This window comes from Trichocoleus sp. FACHB-46, assembly GCF_014695385.1.
Lineage (GTDB): Bacteria > Cyanobacteriota > Cyanobacteriia > FACHB-46 > FACHB-46 > Trichocoleus.
This window is the reverse complement of sequence record NZ_JACJOD010000067.1, coordinates 42977-60286: the sequence shown is the minus strand read 5'-3', so window position 1 is coordinate 60286 and position 17310 is coordinate 42977. Positions and strand designations below refer to the sequence as shown.

Genomic DNA, 17310 nt, shown 5'->3' with positions numbered 1-17310 from the left:
ATCTCATCAGATTTTTACTCTAAGTGGGTTAAAACCTGATTAGTTCGGGGATTCTAAGCAAAACGCTAACGATTGAGTTTAGGTAGTTCTCTCATGGAGAGAACCTACTAATGGATGTCCTACATAACAAGATGCTGGTATCGCTAAACTTTGCCTTTCTGGAAGTTCATGATCCGCAACTCGTTCGGCTGGGTGCTTTAGCTGAACGGTATTTTGCCACTGATTCCAATACTTGCTTGATTAAACTGCGGCAATTTGGGGAGTTGCTGGCTCAGTTGACAGCAGCAAAAGTTGGGTTATATAAGTCCCCTGAGGAGCGGCAGATCGATTTGCTCAGGCGGTTGCGCGATCGCAATCTCTTAAGAGGGGATGTCGATCGCTTATTCCATGAGCTGCGGATGGCAGGTAACAAAGCAACGCATGGTCTAACCGGGAATCAGCGGCAGGCGTTGAGCTGCCTGAAATATGCCCGTTACTTAGCCGTTTGGTTCCACAAAGTTTTCACAAAAAATTCCAACTTTGATCCTGGGCCGTTTATTCCACCCCCAGATCCAGCAGTAGAGACGCTAGAACTCAAAGCAGAATTAGAACAGCTGCGGGAGGAAGTTCGGAACACGCTATCAACCGCAGAGGCAGCCCAAGCGCTGGCTGATGCCGAGGCACAACGACGGTTGGTCGCTGAAGAATTAGCGCAAGAGGTGGCAGCGAAGAATCAGGAACTGCTGGAGAATTTAGCCCAGATTCAGGCAGCCGCAGCCAGCCAACCTCAACCCGTGATTCAAGCTGCGATCGCTCAAGCTCAAGACACATTAGTTGATCTGGATGAGCGTGAAACCCGCAGGTTAATTGATGCCCAATTGCGAGCAGCAGGATGGGAGGTTGATTCAGAGCTATTGACTTATCAGAAGGGGACTCGGCCTCAGAAGGGAAAGAACCTAGCGATCGCTGAATGGCCAACCAAAAGCGGGCCTGCGGATTATGTCTTCTTTGTTGGGTTGCAAGCGGTTGCAGCAGTAGAGGCTAAGCGGCAGGGGCTTGATGTACCTGGGAAGCTCGATCAAGCGCAGCGCTATAGCCGAGACTACCAAGTGAAAGGTGGAGAAGTTTTACCGGGCGGACCTTGGGAAAAGTACAAAGTTCCGTTTGCGTTCGCGACCAATGGCCGAGAGTTTCTGGAGCAAATCAAGACCAAGAGCGGGATTTGGTTTCGTGACTTGCGCCGTTCTGAAAACTTGCGCCGACCTTTGCAGAGCTGGTATACACCTCAAGGTTTGAGCGAGATGCTGGCTCAAGATCATGACCAGGCTCATCAACGGCTGGCCCAGGAAGGCTTTAATTATGGGCTGAAGTTGCGGGAATACCAGATTAAAGCGATTCGGGCTGTAGAGGCAGCTTTAGCCAGGGATGAACGGAAGTTGCTGGTGGCAATGGCGACGGGTACAGGCAAGACTAAAACTTGTATTGCCCTGGTTTATCGGTTGCTAAAAACCAAGCGGTTCCGACGGGTGCTGTTCTTAGTCGATCGCACCGCTTTAGGGGAGCAAACAACGAATGCTTTTAAGGACTCCCGCATGGAGAGTTTGCAAACCTTTGCCGACATTTTTGAGATTAAGGAGCTAAAGGACACCACACCTGATACAGAAACGAAGGTTCACATCGCCACGGTTCAAAGCTTCGTGAAGCGAATTCTTTACCCCAGCGATGAAGCGGCTGTACCCACTGTGGACCAGTACGACTGCATTGTGGTGGATGAGTGCCACCGAGGCTACCTGCTCGATCGCGAGCTGAGCGATTCGGAGTTGGAGTTTCGTGACTATAACGATTACATCTCCAAGTATCGACGAGTGTTGGAGCAGTTTGATGCGGTCAAGATTGGCCTCACAGCAACCCCAGCACTGCACACCACGGAGATTTTTGGCGAGCCAGTCTACACCTACAGTTATCGAGAAGCGGTGATCGATAACTACTTGATTGACCATGAGCCACCGTTCCAAATCAAAACCAAGCTCTCGGAATCGGGGATGGTTTGGAATCCGGGCGAGCAGATGGAGTTCTTCGACCCCAAAACCGGGCAGTTGGATTTGGTACATGCACCCGATGAAGTGCGCTTAGAAGTGGAGCAGTTCAATAAGCGGGTGATCACAGAAGAGTTTAATCGCGTTGTTTGTGAGGCGATCGCTAAGAACATTGACCCTTCACTGCCTGAAAAGACGCTGATTTTCTGTGCGACTGATAGCCATGCCGATATTGTCGTGGATCAACTGAAGCAGGCGATCGCTCAGCAGTATGGCAGCGTGGAGGATGAGGCGATCGCCAAAATCACGGGAAGTGTGGACAAGCCGTTGCAGTTGATTCGGCAGTTCCGCAATGAGGTGAACCCGAAGATTGCCGTGACGGTGGAACTGTTGACGACGGGAATTGATGTGCCGTCTATTTGCAATTTGGTGTTTATTCGACGAGTCAAATCGCGGATTCTTTACGAGCAGATGTTGGGGCGGGCAACTCGGCTCTGCACTTTTGATGATGGCACCCAGAAACAGGCGTTTCGCATTTTTGATGCGGTAAATCTGTACGAGGCGATCGCCCCGGTTTCGACGATGAAGCCAGTGGTGGTCAATCCCAACATTTCGTTTACGCAACTGATTGATGAAATGGAGACTGTGACAGAACCAGCAGCCGTTGAGGGGATTTTGGATCAGCTTTTGGCGAAGTTGCAGCGGAAGCGACAGCATTTGAGTGACAGTAACCGAGAACAGCTTGAGGCGATCGCCGGGATGCCTGTTGGCGATCTAGTGCCACATTTGAAGCAGAGTGATTCGGCGCAGGTGCGGGAATGGTTCCGGCAGCGGAAGGCGATCGCGGAGATTTTGGATCGGCAGGATGGGGGGATGGCTCCAATCTTGATTTCTCACCACGCAGACGAGCTACACAGCATCGAGCGGGGCTATGGCAATGCGGAACGACCTCAAGACTATTTGGACAGCTTCAAGGCCTTTTTACTGGAGAATCTGAACCAAATTCCAGCGTTGATGGTGGTGACACAACGACCTCGAGAGCTAACGAGGGCGCAATTGAAGGAACTGAAGCTATTACTGGATGCGAAGGGCTACTCAGAAACCACACTCCAGGTAGCTTGGCGAGACGCGACCAACGAGGATATTGCAGCTTCCATTATTGGCTTTATCCGGCAGGCCGCTTTGGGTGATGCGCTGATTCCTTACAGCGATCGCGTGGATCGAGCGATTAAGCAAATTTTGGCAAGTCAAGCTTGGACACCACCACAGCGGAAATGGCTGGAGCGCATTGGCAAGCAATTGAAGGTCGAAACGATTGTTGATCGGGAAGCTTTAGATCAAGGCGAGTTTAGAACTCAAGGCGGTGGTTTCGATCGATTGAACAAGACTTTTAACGGTCAATTAGAGACGATTTTGATAGAGGTTGGCGATTACGTTTGGCAGGAAGTTAGTTAATTTCAAGGGGTCAGGCATGCCTTATGGAAAACAGTGACTGGGGAGAATGGGATGGATCACAATGGAGCAATCGAGAAGCTGAAAACTTCAAACGTCTGCTAGAGATTCTAGATAGGGGCACAGATTTTTGGAATGAGTGGAGACAGCACAATCCTCGTACAACTTGTGACCTTCACGGAGCAACTTTTAAGAATAAAGATTTAAGTAAAGTTAATTTTGCAGATGTAAACTTAAGTTCTTCAGATTTCACAAATGCCTGCCTTAGAGAGGCTAATCTAAAAAATGCAGACCTAAGCTATGCAAATTTAACAAATGCTGATATTAGTAACGCCAATCTTGAGAGCGCTAAGTTACATCAAGTAACTATGCCCAATAAAGTAGTTCATGGAGAATTACTGAACTCAACCCTTGAAATTCATCTTCAGCATTATATTCCTTGTCTTAACGACTTACGAGTTTGGTACTTTAGAGCTAGGGAAACAGGACGGAACCAGGATTATCTTGACAATATTCAGTCGTTTGCACAGGAGTTCAAGAAAGGAACTCCCAATGCAGAACAAGATCCAACAATCCGCAATTCTGAAATAGCTCTGTCCGCCATTGATATAGAGCATTTAAGCGAAGATGAATCCAATTATAGAAAATTAGTTTCTCAAGCCGTTAAGGATGCTAAATCTATTCTTGACTATCGAGGGAAAGACGCCAAGATTAACAATAAGAAAATTAGAGAATATAGTTCTATTCAAGGGAGCTATAGACTTTGTTACTTCTATCAGAAAGCAACATTAGAAATTGCGGAAAAGGAAAAAATTCTACTCTGTTATCAGCTATCTGGACAATCACAATTAGGTGTACAGCGTATTCACAATCGGCTTGCGACTTTCCTAAACCATGAAGCTAAGCATCTCAAACCTGAACTAAATCGATCGTCAAATACCAATTTGAGCCAGACAAGCTTGAAAAGGATTTAGCAAAGTTCCCAAAACTTCGTTGGGTTCTTTGATGTAGTACTGGAGCGTGGCACTTGAGGCGATGTTGCCTTTGAGGATGAGAAATTTCTAGGTGTTGATCCCAGAGGTGGCCCGCTTGGTTGGCTTCGTTGTCGGAGCAACCTAAGTTTTTCTCGTTGCGGATGCGATCAACTTCGAGGGCGCGGTACCCAGAGCGGATGGTGATGCGTCCGAAGGTGGTTTGGAGCGGTTCGAGAAGTTCTTCGCAGAGGTGTTTGTTTGCCGCGATCGCCAAGTCTGGATCTTCGGGAATGTTAGGAATGCTGTAGAAGTTGGCCACTTCGCTGTAGAGAAAGTCGCGCATGAAGAAGTTTTGGGAGAGGCGAACTCGTCCAAGATTTTCCAGGCTCTTGACTGATGCTGGTTTTTGCATACGCTAGATAAGCTGAGAACTTTGGTTCTACGGTAACCGCGATCGCCTAGGAATCCGATGAGCGCAACGAGTGATATTGTCCAAAAGCTGTGGAGTTTGTGTCATGTCCTGCGGGACGATGGCATTACTTATTTGCAGTACGTGACCGAGCTGACCTACCTGCTGTTTCTCAAGATGATGCAGGAGACGGGGAACGAAGGGCAGTTACCGGAGGGCTATCGCTGGGGCGATTTAACTAACAAAGACGGGGTGGAGCAACTGACGTTTTACCGAGCGGCGTTGCTGCATTTGGGGTCGGAGGAATCGGCGCAACGAGTGCAAGCGATTTTTGCCAATGCTCAGACAGCGGTAAAGCAACCACGCATCCTGAAGAAACTGGTGCAGAGCATTGATGAGCTGGACTGGTACTCAGCTAAGGAAGAAGGGTTGGGTGACCTATATGAGGGGTTGCTAGAGAAGAATGCAAGTGAGAAGAAGTCGGGGGCAGGGCAGTACTTTACGCCGCGTCCGTTGATTGACTGCATGGTGGTGCTGATGCAGCCGCAGTCAGGGGAACTGATCCAAGACCCCGCAGCGGGGACAGGTGGATTTTTGATTTCGGCAGACCGCTACATCAAGCAGCGCACGGATGAGTTGTTTGAACTGAGCGAAGCGGAGCAGGTGTTTCAGCGGCAGCAAGCATTTTATGGAATTGAGTTGGTGCAGGACGCCCACCGCTTGTTGCTGATGAATATGATGCTGCACGGGATTGAGGGGGCCGTGACGCTGGGCGATACCTTGGCACCCGATGGGCAGCGGTTGGCGAAGGCTGATGTGATTTTGACGAATCCGCCGTTCGGCACCAAGAAGGGTGGAGGAATGCCGACGCGGGATGACTTCACCTATCCCACTTCCAACAAGCAGTTGGCGTTTTTGCAGCACATCTATCGATCGCTAAAACCGGGGGGACGAGCAGCGGTGGTGTTGCCCGACAACGTGCTGTTTGAGGATGGGCAGGGGCGCTCGATTCGGGCAGATTTGATGGACAAGTGCAATCTGCACACGATTCTGCGATTGCCGACGGGGATTTTTTACGCGCAGGGGGTGAAAACCAATGTGCTGTTCTTCCAGCGAGGCAAGACAGAGAAGGGCAACACCCAGGCCGTGTGGATTTACGATATGCGAACCAACATGCCCAGCTTTGGCAAGCGCATTCCGCTGACTCGTGAGCATTTTGCAGAGTTTGAGCAGTGCTATGGCGATGCCCCGAACGGTAGTAGCTCGCGGGTGGATTTGGGTGAGGAGGGACGGTTCCGCTGCTTTACGCGAGAGCAGATTGCCAAGCGCAACGAAAACCTAGACATTTCCTGGCTGCGGGATGAGAGTTTGCAGTCGGGGGATGACCTGCCAGAACCGGAGGCGATCGCGGCTGAGATTATGGAGAAGTTGCGGATTGCGACGAAGGAAATGGAAGCGCTGATGGTGTTGCTGGAAGGGGAGGAAGCAGCAGAGGCAACCAGTGCTTCGGTGGGAATGCCAACTTTAGAATAGGAACAACCAACGATTCGCAACAACTCATTAAAGGCGATCGCAGGTATTGAAACCATTATTACAAACGCTGATTATGTATAATCTTGACCTTGATTTACAGCAAATAATCCGCGATCGCCTCCACATCTCTCTATCAGATATCGAGGCGTACTGTCAGCGTTGGCAGATTACTGAGTTTGCGCTGTTTGGCTCGGTGTTACGAGATGACTTTCGCTCCGATAGTGATGTCGATGTTTTAATTACTTTTGCACCGAGTCGGCGATGGAGTTTGTTTGATTTGATGGAGATGCAAAGGGAACTGGAAACAGCATTTGAGCGCAAGGTTGATCTAGTTCAGAAAAAAGAGTTAAAGAACCCCTATCGTCGAGCCAATATCTTAAAGACCCATCGAGTAGTTTATGCAAATTAATGATCGCGATGCCGCTTCTCTGTGGGATATGGCGCAGGCGATTCGGCGGATTTTAGAGTTTACCCAAAATTCTTCGCTGGAAGACTATTTAAACAGCATTTTTATGCAAAGTGCGGTGGAGCGCCAGTTTGAAATTTTAGGAGAAGCTGCCCGCCGGATATCACTAGAGTTTCAACAACTACATCCAGAGATTGATTGGAGCAACATCATTGGGCTAAGAAATGTAATTGCTCACCGCTATGAGCAGGTCAACCAGGAAAACTTGTGGCAGATTATTGAAGCGCTTTTACCTGGTTTACTGGTACATATTGAAGGGTTATTACCACCTCTCCCAGAGGAAGATTCACTTTAACAGAATGATCGCCCATCTCCACGTTAAATTCTGCTTCCATAATTTTTGATTTGATTACAAGGTATGAGTAACGAATTGATTGAACTGCCTGAAGGTTGGCAATGGGCAGAATTTGCAGATGTCACCACCAACTATGATGGTACAAGAATCCCAGTAAGTAGCTCAGATCGGCAAAATAGGCAGGGGGATTTTCCTTACTATGGAGCCTCTGGAATTATTGACTATGTTGATGATTACATTTTTGAAGGAGAGTACTTACTAATTGCCGAGGATGGAGCAAACTTGTTGAGCCGCTCAACTCCAATTGCATTTAATGCTAATGGCAAGTTTTGGGTAAATAACCACGCTCATGTTGTTCAAGTAATTAAAGATTTAGTATTAAATTCTTATCTACGAGATTATATTAACTCGACCGATTTAAGGTTTTATATATCTGGTTCAGCACAACCTAAACTAAATCAAAAAAACCTTAATCGGATTCCCATTCCTCTTCCGCCTCTTGATGAGCAGAAGCGGATTGTTGCCAAGATTGAGGAGTTGCGCGATCGCCATCAACGTGCAAAACAAGCCCTTGAAGCCATTCCAGAATTGTGCGATCGCTTCCGTCAATCTGTCCTTGCTGCTGCCTTCCGAGGCGATTTAACAGCCGACTGGCGCGAAGAAAACCCAGATATTGAAACTGCTCAAGAGTTGGTAGAACGTACTACGGCTCAGCTCACCTCTGGTAAAACAACAGGACGCGCAGCAACGATCAATATCATTCCGGGACGCGCAGCATTGAGTGTTGGAGATCCCCAAACAGCAGTTCCTAAAAACTGGTGTAGAGTCCCTTTACTTAAAATTGCTCGCTTAGAGAGTGGTCATACTCCAAGTAGGAAGCATCCAGAATACTGGGACGGGGATATAGCCTGGCTCGGGATTGCCGATGCACGTGAACATCATGGCAAACACATTTTCGATACATGTCAGCATACTAATGAAAAAGGTTTAGAAAATTCAGCAGCTAGGCTGCTCCCAAAACACACAGTTTGTTTATCAAGGACTGCATCAGTAGGCTATGTTGTGATCATGGGAAAGCCAATGGCAACTAGCCAAGATTTCGTGAATTGGATTTGTAGTGATGCCTTGCTTCCCGACTTTCTTATGTACGCCCTTCTCGCCGAGAATGAACATCTATTGAAATTTGGTAAGGGAACAACTCACACAACAATATATTTTCCAGAAGCTAAATCCTTTCACATTACTTTGCCTCCTCTAGAAGAACAGAAAGAGATCATTAGGAGGATTGGTCTATTTCTTAAGGCAATTTATAAAGTTGAGCAGGAGTATAAAATTGCTCAACCCCATCTCGATCACCTCAATCAATCCATTCTCGCCAAAGCTTTCCGGGGTGAACTCGTTGAGCAAGACCCCAACGATGAACCTGCATCGGTTTTACTTGAGCGCATCCGAGCCGAGCGCGAGAAGGCAGACAACGGCAAAAAGACCAAAGGTAGACAAGCGAAGCAACTCAAGCTGGAGGTGTGAACGCTACATCCTCATAAATCAGCGCGATCGGGCAGGAGAAATCGAGGCTTTCTAGATAGACCTCCTCCCCCTCACCGTAGGGGTTCAACTCCCACTTGCCCGCTGCATTCAACCGGAAACACTCCACCTCTGCCGTTTCCGCATTGATCAGCACATACTCTCGCAGCGTTGAGATCCGGCGATACTGAGCAAACTTGCCCCCTCGGTCATACGCCTCCGTACTTGGTGACAACACCTCCACAATTAGCGACGGGTACTGAATCAACCGCACCGCCGAGCGATCGCGCTCATCACAACTCACCATCACATCCGGGTAATAAAACGGCCCCTGAGCTTGAGCCTGCACCTTCACATCGGCCATAAACACCCGACAAGGCCCACCCCGCACATGTCCCCGCAACGCCGCAGCCAAATTCAGCGCGATCGTGTTGTGCGCCACCGTCCCCCCAGTCATGGCAAACACTTCGCTACCCACATACTCATACCGGAGTGGCTGTTGTGCCTCCCACTCTAAATACTCTTCTGGGGTAGAATACCGGGACTCTGGGCTAGCAATCATCCGCGATCGCTCCTGTAACTCAACCTCGTACCTTTCACTCTAACAGCGCCTACATGGCCGTTCTCATTCTTAACATCCGTAACGAAGTCGGCCAAGCCCTGACCTCCATCGAGGGCATTCCCTTCAGCATTGCCATCCAGCAAGGCAATAAACTCGCCGTTCAGCAGACCGCTGACCTCACCTACGCCAGTGCGACACTGGTTGATGTCACTCCGGGTCAGTACATTGCGATCGCCACCCATCCCCGAGTCGAACCGGTCGCCGCAGCCTTCCAATTCCAAGTCACCAGCGATGAAGACCTGATCCTGATTTTGTTCGTATACTTAGAGTCAGAACGGGTGTTGCTGAACATTGAAACTTTTGTAGAGCCCTGACCCATGCGAGTCCTTGATCCAAAATCCCTAATCGCTTACCGCTATCGAGTCCGCATGCTCAGCCGTGAAGTTTGTGAGCAAGCCGACCCACGCATCCGCGTCAATATTGCCAAGCAATTAGCCAATGCCGCTACAGAGCTAGCCGTGTTAGAAGCTCAAGAACTGGCCCGCCTCACCCCCACCGAACCCGCATAGAAGTGGCAAAAGAAGAACGTCCCCTATCCGGGCCAGAACTCGTCCAAGAAGTGTGCCGTCGCATTCGAGTTGCTAGAAGCTACTGGGATGCTCACAACAATGCTGCCTGCCGCCGAGAACGCGATCGCGCCCTAGCTCTCTACAACACCCTGACTCCCGAGCAAAAAGACCAAATCCCCCAAGTCCTACGAGTCTGGCTCCGCTATCGCAGCGAAAAGTACTTCGGCGCTCACCGCACTCCACCCCAGAAACAGCAAAAGAAGCGATCGCGCTAGCAGTCAGTTCAAAAACATCAGTTAATTGACTTTAAGGAAAATCAACTGCAAATCAGAAAGGAATGGCTGCTGTTTAAGTTGTCGTATTTGAGGATTTTTGAGTCACACTCAAACTGCTCATGCCGCCCAACTGGATTCTCTGATAAATCCCTTGAGTTGGAGCCAGCCAAACTTTGCCTGTTCCTCGAAAGGTTTGCAGCAAGCCTTCTCCACTTGTGAACGTTCCAAACAGGCTCTTCGTTGACTTTTCTACTGTAAATTCGATGTTGCCCGTCCGCATCAAGGCAAAATTGCCATCCACCTTCAGTGTCTCATTGTTCAGTTGAACGCAGCGGACCTCATTAGCAGGCACAGGCAATTCAAATACACAAATACCATTGCCTTTCACCCTCGTTTGAAATAATCCCTCACCACCCAAGAACGCTGATGAGAGATTTTTCTGCATTGCAACCCCAACTTCCAGCGATCCTTCGGCACAGAAAAATAACCCTTTATCGGCAATTAACTCCTCATTACGAAGTTGGTAAATCAGAAAATGGCCAAACGATGGTTCTAGGTAAAGCTCGCCTGTTCCTCGATAACGCGGCTTAAACGCTGCCTCATTCGTCAACATTTTGTTGAGCATCGCTTTCCCTAGGCCAGCTACTCCCCCAGCCTTGTTGTCCATCTCCAAACGACCATGCATGTAGTGCAAGGCCCCAGCTTCGATTTGCACCTCATGATTCTGAAGCGTAACTTTCACTTGCTTAAGCTTTAGCCCAGCTTGGTTTGCAAAGAAAACTGTTTGTGCGGTAGAGGGGTCGTGAGACCCTGACAAACTACGGTAGCCCAAGACTTCTACCTTAAAACCCCCATGCACAGCAGAATCAAGAACTTCAATGACATCACCTGAGTTCTGAGAAGCTAATGAAGGCTTTAGTCCAGCTGCTCCGTTAGCTATAGCGACTGACTGGTTTGTACGGGTTGCCCTTTCAAACAATCCACTTACTTTCGAAGCAGGCATCCACTCTCCTAGTTCCTGGCGTACCTCCGTTTCTGGCGCAATGAGACCCTGAGCAACTGCTTGCACCAGGTCGTTAGGGGAGAGCGGACCAACTTCTTGATCTATCTGCTTGTAATACCACAAGGCTGTCATTGTCCTTTTCCTTAATATTTGTTGGGTCTGCCAGCAAAGAATTTTGCTTAGAGTGAGTACCTTAGTCCTGTTTCCCAGGCTTACTGGAAGTCTAGCGAGAACCAGAGTTAAGATGCCCACAACCTAATACACGATCGCTTCTGCTCGATGCCCTTAAGTCTCGGAATGAGATAGTAGTGAAATAGGGCACAATTCAACCACAATCCCCTACACTCTTTGATGTCGCCTAAAAGTTGGCTGTGGTAAAAATCATTTCCCTCTTCAACCAGTCGGGAGGCGTTGGCAAAACCACCCTCACTATGAACCTGGGTTACCAGCTAGCCCAGCGGGGCCATCGCGTTCTACTAGTAGATATGGACCCTCAAGCATCCCTCACCAATTTCATGGGGGTAGAAGCCTATAAACTTTCTAAAACCATTTACCACGCGATCGTTCACGATGAAGAGCTACCCATCCACACTAACCTGCATGGCTTAGATCTAGCTCCTACCAACATCCAACTAAGCGGTGCAGAAATGGAACTGGTCCTAGCGGAGTTCCGTGAAGTTCGCCTCAAAGATGCCTTGGAGCCAGTGCAAGACCGTTACGATTTCATTTTGATCGATTGCCCGCCCAGCTTAGCGATCCTCAGCTACATCAGCTTGGTGGCCTCAACCCATGTCTTAGTTCCTATCCAGACGCACTACAAAAGTCTGATTGGTTGCGACATGCTGCTTGATACGGTGGCTCGTGTCCGCCAACGAGCCAACCGCAAGCTCAAAATTGCAGGCTTTATTCCCACTATGCACGAAGGACAAACGGTTCAAGGCAAGACTAGCTTGAGTACTGTGCAGAATCAGTTGTCAAGCGTAGCAACCGTTTTCCCTCCCATTCCAAGGGCGATCGCCTTTGCAGATGCCGCTCAACTGCATGAACCCTTAGCACTCAGTTTCCCCAAACATCCAGTGGTCGATATCCTCAACCAAATTACCGACGCATTAGAGGCTGTGTAATGGCACGACGAAAACCGCTTCCTGAGTACCAACTGAACAACGTGCGCCTCCTAGACGAGTTACCAACTCAAGCGGGCCAATCCGTCGCGATTGACAGGATTCAGTTGCCCCAAAAGCAACCTCGCCGCTACTTCGACCCTGACAAAATGCAGCAGTTGGTTCAGTCCGTCCAGGAGCATGGAATTCTAGAACCTCTGCTGGTGCGTCCTCTGCGTAATGATAAATACGAATTGGTAGCTGGGGAACGACGGCTCAAAGCCGCCCAAACAGTTGGACTAGCAGAAGTCCCCATTGTCAGTAAAGAGCTAAGTGACAGGGAAGCCCTCCAAATCGCCTTGATGGAAAACCTTCAAAGGGAAGACCTGAACCCAGTTGAAGAAACTGAAGCCATTCTAGAACTGTTAGCGATCGCGATTGAAGGAGACACAACCAATGTAATGTCCATTCTTAACCGTGCCAACCACGCTAAAAATCGAGAGCAAGAACTGGAGGAAAACGTTTTCCTCCAATTCAAAACCATCCAAACAGTCCTCTCTGGTATCGGACGCTTCACTCCTGAATCCTTCCGCACTAGCCGTCTTCCGCTCCTCAACCTACCCGCTGATATTCTGCAAGCTCTCCGCCAAGGAAAGCTTGAATATACAAAGGCCAGAGCGATCGCTCGCATCCAAGATGAACAGAAACGGCAGGAGATTTTAGAGGAGGCGATCGCTCAAAACCTCTCTTTGGCACAAATCAAGGAACGAGTTGCAAGTCTTAAAACTGCCAGCGCTGAATCAACCAGCTCTACCCAGCACTCACTCAAAAGTGTCTTAGATAATGCTTATCGTTTGTCAAAGCGCTCTAAGGTTTGGAATAATTCTAAAAAGCAAAAGCGTCTTGAGAAGTTACTAACCGAACTAGAAAACCTTTTCTCTGAAGCTGACTAACCATCCCAATCAAGGGTAAAGAATTTGCAGACCTTTCATAGAATTAACAAAGCGCTCTCTAGCTATAGGTTGTAGAGAGCGCTTTAAGAGCGATCGCCCCGTTGAATACATTGCATACAAACATTGAACAAGACGACCACTGATGTGATTTCAATCGGAATTTGCAGCGGCAGCAGAGCCCTAATCAGCCCAGCCAGAATGAAACCTAAACCGACAAAAATAAAGACAATCAGAATCACCTCATCGTCAAATAGCTAATGAATCTGCACCTGCACAAGGTGATTAGCGACATTACCGGCTTAACAGGGATGTCGATTATTCGAGCCATTGTCGCAGGAGAACGAGATCCTCAAGCCTTAGCTGCCCTCAAGCACTTGCGTATCCGCAGTAGCTAGGACGAGATCGCTAAGGCCCTTAGTGGCAACTACCAGGCTGAATTAGTGTTCATTCTGCAACAAGAGTTAGCGCTCTATGATCTGCATCAACAGCAGATTGCGGCTTGTGACGTACAAATTGAGCAGTGTCTGATGAGCTTTGATACCAAAACTGACCAGCCGCCACCGAGTGCGAAGAACAAACGGCGGAAGACGACTCAAAATGCGCCTGCCTTTGACTGCGGGTGTAGTTATATCGAGTGAGTGGCATCAATTTCACCCAGATGAATGGACTCGATGCGTTGAGTGTTCAGACGATTCTCTCTGAGGTGGGCTTAGACCCCAAGCGTTTCCCCAGTGTCAAGCACTTTTGTTCCTAGCTGGGATTATGTCTAGGAGCGTGGATTACCGGAGGCAAGTCGCTGAGTTCTCAGACTCGCTCGGTGGTGAATCGGGCCGCCAATGGTTTTCGTTAGCGACTCAAGCGGTCAGCCATAGTCATTCAGCCTTGGGGGCATTTTATCGACGCCTGCAGTCTCGTTTAGGAGCACCCAAAGCAATCACAGCCACAGCTCATAAGATTGCTCGTCTGTTTTACAAGCTCTGGTCTACCGGGGGAATTTATGCTGATCCCGGAGAAGACTATTACAAGCAAAAATACCGAGAACGCCTAGTTAAACACTTGAAGAAAACAGCTCAGTCTCTGGGCTTTGAAGTTGTACCCCACTCCCCTAGAGTCGAAAGTGTTTCTTGAGAGAGGGATTACTGAGCGTTGCATAATCTGGGCTGGCGCTGTAGCCGATTGAGATTATCTAACGCCTGCTGATGCTCGGAAATCTTTCCCTGAGCCTGATAGAAGTTAACAGCAGTTTGGAAATCTGATAGTGCGCCTGAGCGATCGCGAGTTAAACTGCAGCGGGCATAGCCTCGACCAAAATAAGCACTGGCATAGTCCGGTTTAAGCTGAATCGCTCGTGTGTAATCGTCGATCGCTCGTTTGTCTTGCAACTCAGAGTGCACCTCTCCCCGTCGATAGAAGGCTTCTGCATACTTCGGGTCTAGCTTGACTGCCTCACTAAAGTCTGAAATCGCTTGCTTTCCGTCGTTGGCTTTGTAATAGGCAACTCCCCGACTGACAAAGAGGAGTGGGTCACTGGAGTCAATTTTGATGGCTTGAGTGTAATCTGCGATCGCGTTGGCAAAATCACGGGTGCGGTAGCGAATCAGCCCTCGATTGAAGTAGGCCTTTATATACTTCGGTTCGAGGCGTACCACCGAACTCCAGTCCTCGATCGCGTTTGTGTAGTTGCCAAATTTGGCATAAGCTAGCGCTCGACCAAAATAAGCATCGGCATACTTTGGATCAGACTGCAGCGATTGACTGAAGGAATTAATGGCGCTCAGCGCATCTCCCTGACTATAGGCGCTCATACCCTGCACAAAGAACCCATGAGCTTTCGTTCGCCGGATGACAGGGATGGAGCGGTCAACGATTAGATCCTGGGCGCTTAGTGTGGCGGGAGCAGACAGCGGCATGGCAGATGTAAAAGCATTGATGGCAATCGCCTGATTAAACGGAGTCGAACCGCCCTCAACCTCTGGGCCAATTCCTTGGGTCAATCCGCGCAGGTTGGCTTGAATCACCCCAATCACGCGACCATCCGTATCAAACATTGCGCCACCGCTCATGCCACCCCAGGTTGCTGCCGTGTGCAAGAAGGAATTTTCAATACCCGTGCGGCTCGTCATACTGCCGCCAGTAAATTGGGCGCTACGGCTGCTGGACTCTTGTCCGCCAATATCAGGGTAGCCATACGCATAGACCGGATCACTGACTTGGGACTGGTTTGAATCTCCCAATGTTGCTACAGGATAGAGATCGGAGCTAGTAAATTCGACGAGCGCCAGATCCAGAGGATTCTGGCTCTGGCGAAAATTGTATACCACGGTCATTGGGTAGGTCTTACCGTTATGGGTGTGAATCGTATGTTTCGGTGATTTCTCTAGTCCGTGACTTGTGGTCAAGACAAGATATCGGTTTTCCTTTTTGGCAATGATGATGCCAGTACTGTCATCAAAGTCTCCATTAATTTGAACAGTGACTGGTTTAGCAAGTTCTACAATCTCTTGTGTCGATTTTGCAAAAGCAGTTGTGACGTTACTCAGAATGACAGCCGTAGTTAACACTCCAGTCATTAGCTGAACTATGAGATTAAACCGAGGAAGCTTTAGGTTCATCATGGGTGTTTTCTATTAGTTTTGTAACTACTCAGGTTGAAGACTAGGGAAGATAGGGTTTCCTTCAAATAGTTGTTTGAGGGCATCTAACACCTCAATGCCTTGCTTCCTCAAGGTAGAACGATAACCACGAATGCGATAAAATAAGCGAGCCCCTTCCAGGGAGCGAAAGCCTCCAGAGATCTTCTGCCTCAACTTCATCATGCATACATCCCGCTCTGCCTGATTATTATCAAATGGCACGCGAAAGTCGTACATAAAAGCAAGAACGGCTGATTGATTGGAGAGCCGATTGAGTAAATTCCTGGGTGGATTTTGCTTGGGACGACCTCTAGATTTTGGTTTCTCTAGAACCGTTGGAGGCATAGGGTTGTCCTGGAAACCTTGCTTGAGAAGTTGCTGGTAGCGTTGCTCAAACTCTTTGAGCTGGATTGCACTCAAAGCACTGAACCCAGCTGCTTTAGCGGTCTCGACCTGAGTTTTAATTTCCACCAGGAATGTCATCATCTCGTTTGCCCAAGACTGCCCGTAGCGTTCTACGACAAACAGCAGTTCCCGCAGATGATGGGCATTGCACCACCCATGCTGACAGGCGTAATGGGCATAGCTTGAGCAGTTATCGTGAAAGCCTATGCTGCTAAAGTGAGGCAGGATGTCCATCGCATCCATCGCTACTTGTCTGCGCTTTGGGTGGATGAAGTAGTAGGTCAATGCGGCTGTACACGCAACATGCAGCCACATCAATTGACCGTTAACCCGTATCCCTGTCTCGTCAAAATGCCCGACCTCGGCTTGTTGGATGGCACGCTTGAGATGAAGCTCGATTGTCTCCAGCGATTCATGACAGTGGGTGTAGGTGTTGTAAAGCGTCCCCTCTGACACCTCCAACCCCACAACTTCTCGCAACAAGTCGCACACCCGCATTGAGGGCAATAACTGTCCCACCATCAGGTACACCATCAAGCTTTTGATACCGCTACCATACTGCACCACGCTGTTAACATTGGCAGGAAACACTGCTTGATTCAGCTTTGTACAGCAAGGACACCGCTTCTCCTCGGCTTGATGTTCTCTCACCACACATCGCAGCGGCGGCAAATCATGCACCTGACGCAGCAACCAGCTCTCAACTTCAATCTCACTCAACGAGGCTCCACACGCCTCACATTGCAAAACTGGGTGGACTATCACCTCATCCACCTGCTCGCTCCATTCCAAGGTGCGGCCCGGATGTTCAGGTTGTCCGCCACTGGAACGCTCCCCCCTGCTCCGAAGTCTTTTCGTGCGTTTACCCAACCCGTCACCAGATGGCGGCTTGCTACTATTGCGACTATCCTGCTTTTGTTGATTCTCTAACTGATCTAGGCGTGCTTCCAACTGACTAATGCGCTCCAGCAACCCCTCGACTAAGGCGATGATCTCACCTTGAGCGTAAATCGCCCGAATTTCCTCTCGGCTAATGGGGCTTGAAGGCTTGCGTTGGCTCATTTGGTCTTGCACAAATTCAACCGCATCGGTCAAATTCTACCTGTTCTTGTTGCATCTCCCGTGAAACATCCTTAAAAACT

At 49.0% G+C, this 17310-nt stretch carries 20 protein-coding genes; 14 read left to right on the top strand and 6 right to left on the bottom strand.

Translation table 11 applies throughout. The annotated features are described in order from the left end of the window. Nucleotides 1-110: 110 nt before the first annotated feature. Together hsdR and H6F72_RS26715 are read left to right on the top strand one after the other, a co-directional pair. Nucleotides 111-3470: a type I restriction-modification system endonuclease gene (gene hsdR, locus H6F72_RS26720; protein WP_242017156.1), complete on the top strand. Its 3360-nt coding sequence runs from the start codon at nucleotides 111-113 to the stop codon at nucleotides 3468-3470. Between the two features lie 23 nt (nucleotides 3471-3493). After that, on the top strand, nucleotides 3494-4441 hold the full coding sequence (locus tag H6F72_RS26715; protein WP_190442628.1) for a pentapeptide repeat-containing protein: 948 nt from the start codon (nucleotides 3494-3496) through the stop codon (nucleotides 4439-4441). Here H6F72_RS26715 and H6F72_RS26710 read toward each other — a convergent pair. Then, on the bottom strand, nucleotides 4377-4853 hold the full coding sequence (locus tag H6F72_RS26710) for a hypothetical protein (protein WP_190442626.1): 477 nt from the start codon (nucleotides 4851-4853) through the stop codon (nucleotides 4377-4379). The two genes, H6F72_RS26715 and H6F72_RS26710, sit on opposite strands and share 65 nt — an antisense overlap. A gap of 57 nt (nucleotides 4854-4910) precedes the next feature. Between H6F72_RS26710 and H6F72_RS26705 the strand changes: the two genes are divergently transcribed. The 4 genes from H6F72_RS26705 to H6F72_RS26690 all read left to right on the top strand — a co-directional run bounded on the left by H6F72_RS26705 (nucleotide 4911) and on the right by H6F72_RS26690 (nucleotide 8671). After that, on the top strand, nucleotides 4911-6383 hold the full coding sequence (locus tag H6F72_RS26705; RefSeq protein WP_190442624.1) for an N-6 DNA methylase: 1473 nt from the start codon (nucleotides 4911-4913) through the stop codon (nucleotides 6381-6383). A 73-nt stretch (nucleotides 6384-6456) separates the two neighbouring features. Then, nucleotides 6457-6792 carry a nucleotidyltransferase family protein gene (locus tag H6F72_RS26700; RefSeq protein WP_190442622.1) on the top strand — a complete coding sequence of 112 codons (336 nt, stop codon included), beginning with the start codon at nucleotides 6457-6459 and terminating at the stop codon, nucleotides 6790-6792. Further along, nucleotides 6782-7144, top strand: a complete 363-nt coding sequence (locus H6F72_RS26695) for a DUF86 domain-containing protein (RefSeq protein ID WP_190442620.1) — start codon at nucleotides 6782-6784, stop codon at nucleotides 7142-7144. Before H6F72_RS26700 ends, H6F72_RS26695 begins: the two co-directional genes overlap by 11 nt. 63 nt (nucleotides 7145-7207) lie before the next feature. Beyond that, nucleotides 7208-8671 carry a restriction endonuclease subunit S gene (locus H6F72_RS26690; RefSeq protein ID WP_190442618.1) on the top strand — a complete coding sequence of 488 codons (1464 nt, stop codon included), beginning with the start codon at nucleotides 7208-7210 and terminating at the stop codon, nucleotides 8669-8671. Here the strand turns inward: H6F72_RS26690 and H6F72_RS26685 are convergent. Beyond that, nucleotides 8655-9230, bottom strand: coding sequence for a Uma2 family endonuclease (locus tag H6F72_RS26685; RefSeq protein WP_190442617.1), 576 nt, complete (start codon nucleotides 9228-9230; stop codon nucleotides 8655-8657). The two genes, H6F72_RS26690 and H6F72_RS26685, sit on opposite strands and share 17 nt — an antisense overlap. Nucleotides 9231-9283: 53 nt before the next feature. Between H6F72_RS26685 and H6F72_RS26680 the strand changes: the two genes are divergently transcribed. From H6F72_RS26680 to H6F72_RS26670, 3 genes are read left to right on the top strand one after another with little or no spacing between them, the layout of a single operon-like run. After that, nucleotides 9284-9604, top strand: coding sequence for a hypothetical protein (locus tag H6F72_RS26680; RefSeq protein WP_190442614.1), 321 nt, complete (start codon nucleotides 9284-9286; stop codon nucleotides 9602-9604). Between the two features lie 3 nt (nucleotides 9605-9607). After that, a complete protein-coding gene (locus H6F72_RS26675; protein ID WP_190442612.1) occupies nucleotides 9608-9799 on the top strand; it encodes a hypothetical protein in 192 nt (63 codons plus the stop codon). A gap of 2 nt (nucleotides 9800-9801) precedes the next feature. Beyond that, nucleotides 9802-10074 carry a Precorrin-3B methylase gene (locus H6F72_RS26670; RefSeq protein WP_190442610.1) on the top strand — a complete coding sequence of 91 codons (273 nt, stop codon included), beginning with the start codon at nucleotides 9802-9804 and terminating at the stop codon, nucleotides 10072-10074. Nucleotides 10075-10147: 73 nt separating this feature from the next. On the opposite strand, the gene H6F72_RS26665 is transcribed toward H6F72_RS26670, so the two are convergent. Further along, nucleotides 10148-11209: an AIM24 family protein gene (locus tag H6F72_RS26665; protein ID WP_190442608.1), complete on the bottom strand. Its 1062-nt coding sequence runs from the start codon at nucleotides 11207-11209 to the stop codon at nucleotides 10148-10150. Nucleotides 11210-11448: 239 nt separating this feature from the next. Here H6F72_RS26665 and H6F72_RS26660 point away from each other — a divergent pair, with 239 nt between their 5' ends. Continuing rightward, nucleotides 11449-12201, top strand: a complete 753-nt coding sequence (locus H6F72_RS26660; RefSeq protein ID WP_190442606.1) for an AAA family ATPase — start codon at nucleotides 11449-11451, stop codon at nucleotides 12199-12201. Further along, nucleotides 12201-13130, top strand: coding sequence for a ParB/RepB/Spo0J family partition protein (locus tag H6F72_RS26655; protein ID WP_190442604.1), 930 nt, complete (start codon nucleotides 12201-12203; stop codon nucleotides 13128-13130). Before H6F72_RS26660 ends, H6F72_RS26655 begins: the two co-directional genes overlap by 1 nt. Before the next feature lie 83 nt (nucleotides 13131-13213). On the opposite strand, the gene H6F72_RS26650 is transcribed toward H6F72_RS26655, so the two are convergent. Continuing rightward, complete coding sequence (locus H6F72_RS26650) at nucleotides 13214-13369, bottom strand: hypothetical protein (protein ID WP_190442601.1); 156 nt, start codon at nucleotides 13367-13369, stop codon at nucleotides 13214-13216. 18 nt (nucleotides 13370-13387) lie between these two features. Between H6F72_RS26650 and H6F72_RS26645 the strand changes: the two genes are divergently transcribed. The 3 genes from H6F72_RS26645 (at nucleotide 13388) to H6F72_RS26635 (ending at nucleotide 14258) form a co-directional block, all read left to right on the top strand. Then, entirely contained in the window at nucleotides 13388-13525 is a 138-nt protein-coding gene (locus H6F72_RS26645) for a hypothetical protein (protein WP_190442599.1), read from the top strand. Nucleotides 13526-13570: 45 nt separating this feature from the next. After that, on the top strand, nucleotides 13571-13768 hold the full coding sequence (locus tag H6F72_RS26640; protein ID WP_190442597.1) for a hypothetical protein: 198 nt from the start codon (nucleotides 13571-13573) through the stop codon (nucleotides 13766-13768). Between the two features lie 124 nt (nucleotides 13769-13892). Continuing rightward, nucleotides 13893-14258 (top strand): hypothetical protein, encoded by a 366-nt coding sequence (locus H6F72_RS26635; RefSeq protein WP_190442595.1) that lies wholly within the window; start codon nucleotides 13893-13895, stop codon nucleotides 14256-14258. Between the two features lie 8 nt (nucleotides 14259-14266). Here H6F72_RS26635 and H6F72_RS26630 read toward each other — a convergent pair whose 3' ends face one another. Both H6F72_RS26630 and H6F72_RS26625 read right to left on the bottom strand, forming a co-directional pair. Then, the gene (locus H6F72_RS26630; RefSeq protein ID WP_190442593.1) at nucleotides 14267-15745 is read right to left on the bottom strand and encodes a tetratricopeptide repeat-containing serine protease family protein; all 1479 of its coding nucleotides are present in this window, start codon (nucleotides 15743-15745) and stop codon (nucleotides 14267-14269) included. A gap of 24 nt (nucleotides 15746-15769) precedes the next feature. Beyond that, nucleotides 15770-17263, bottom strand: coding sequence for an IS66 family transposase (locus H6F72_RS26625; RefSeq protein WP_190442591.1), 1494 nt, complete (start codon nucleotides 17261-17263; stop codon nucleotides 15770-15772). Nucleotides 17264-17310 lie beyond the last annotated feature (47 nt).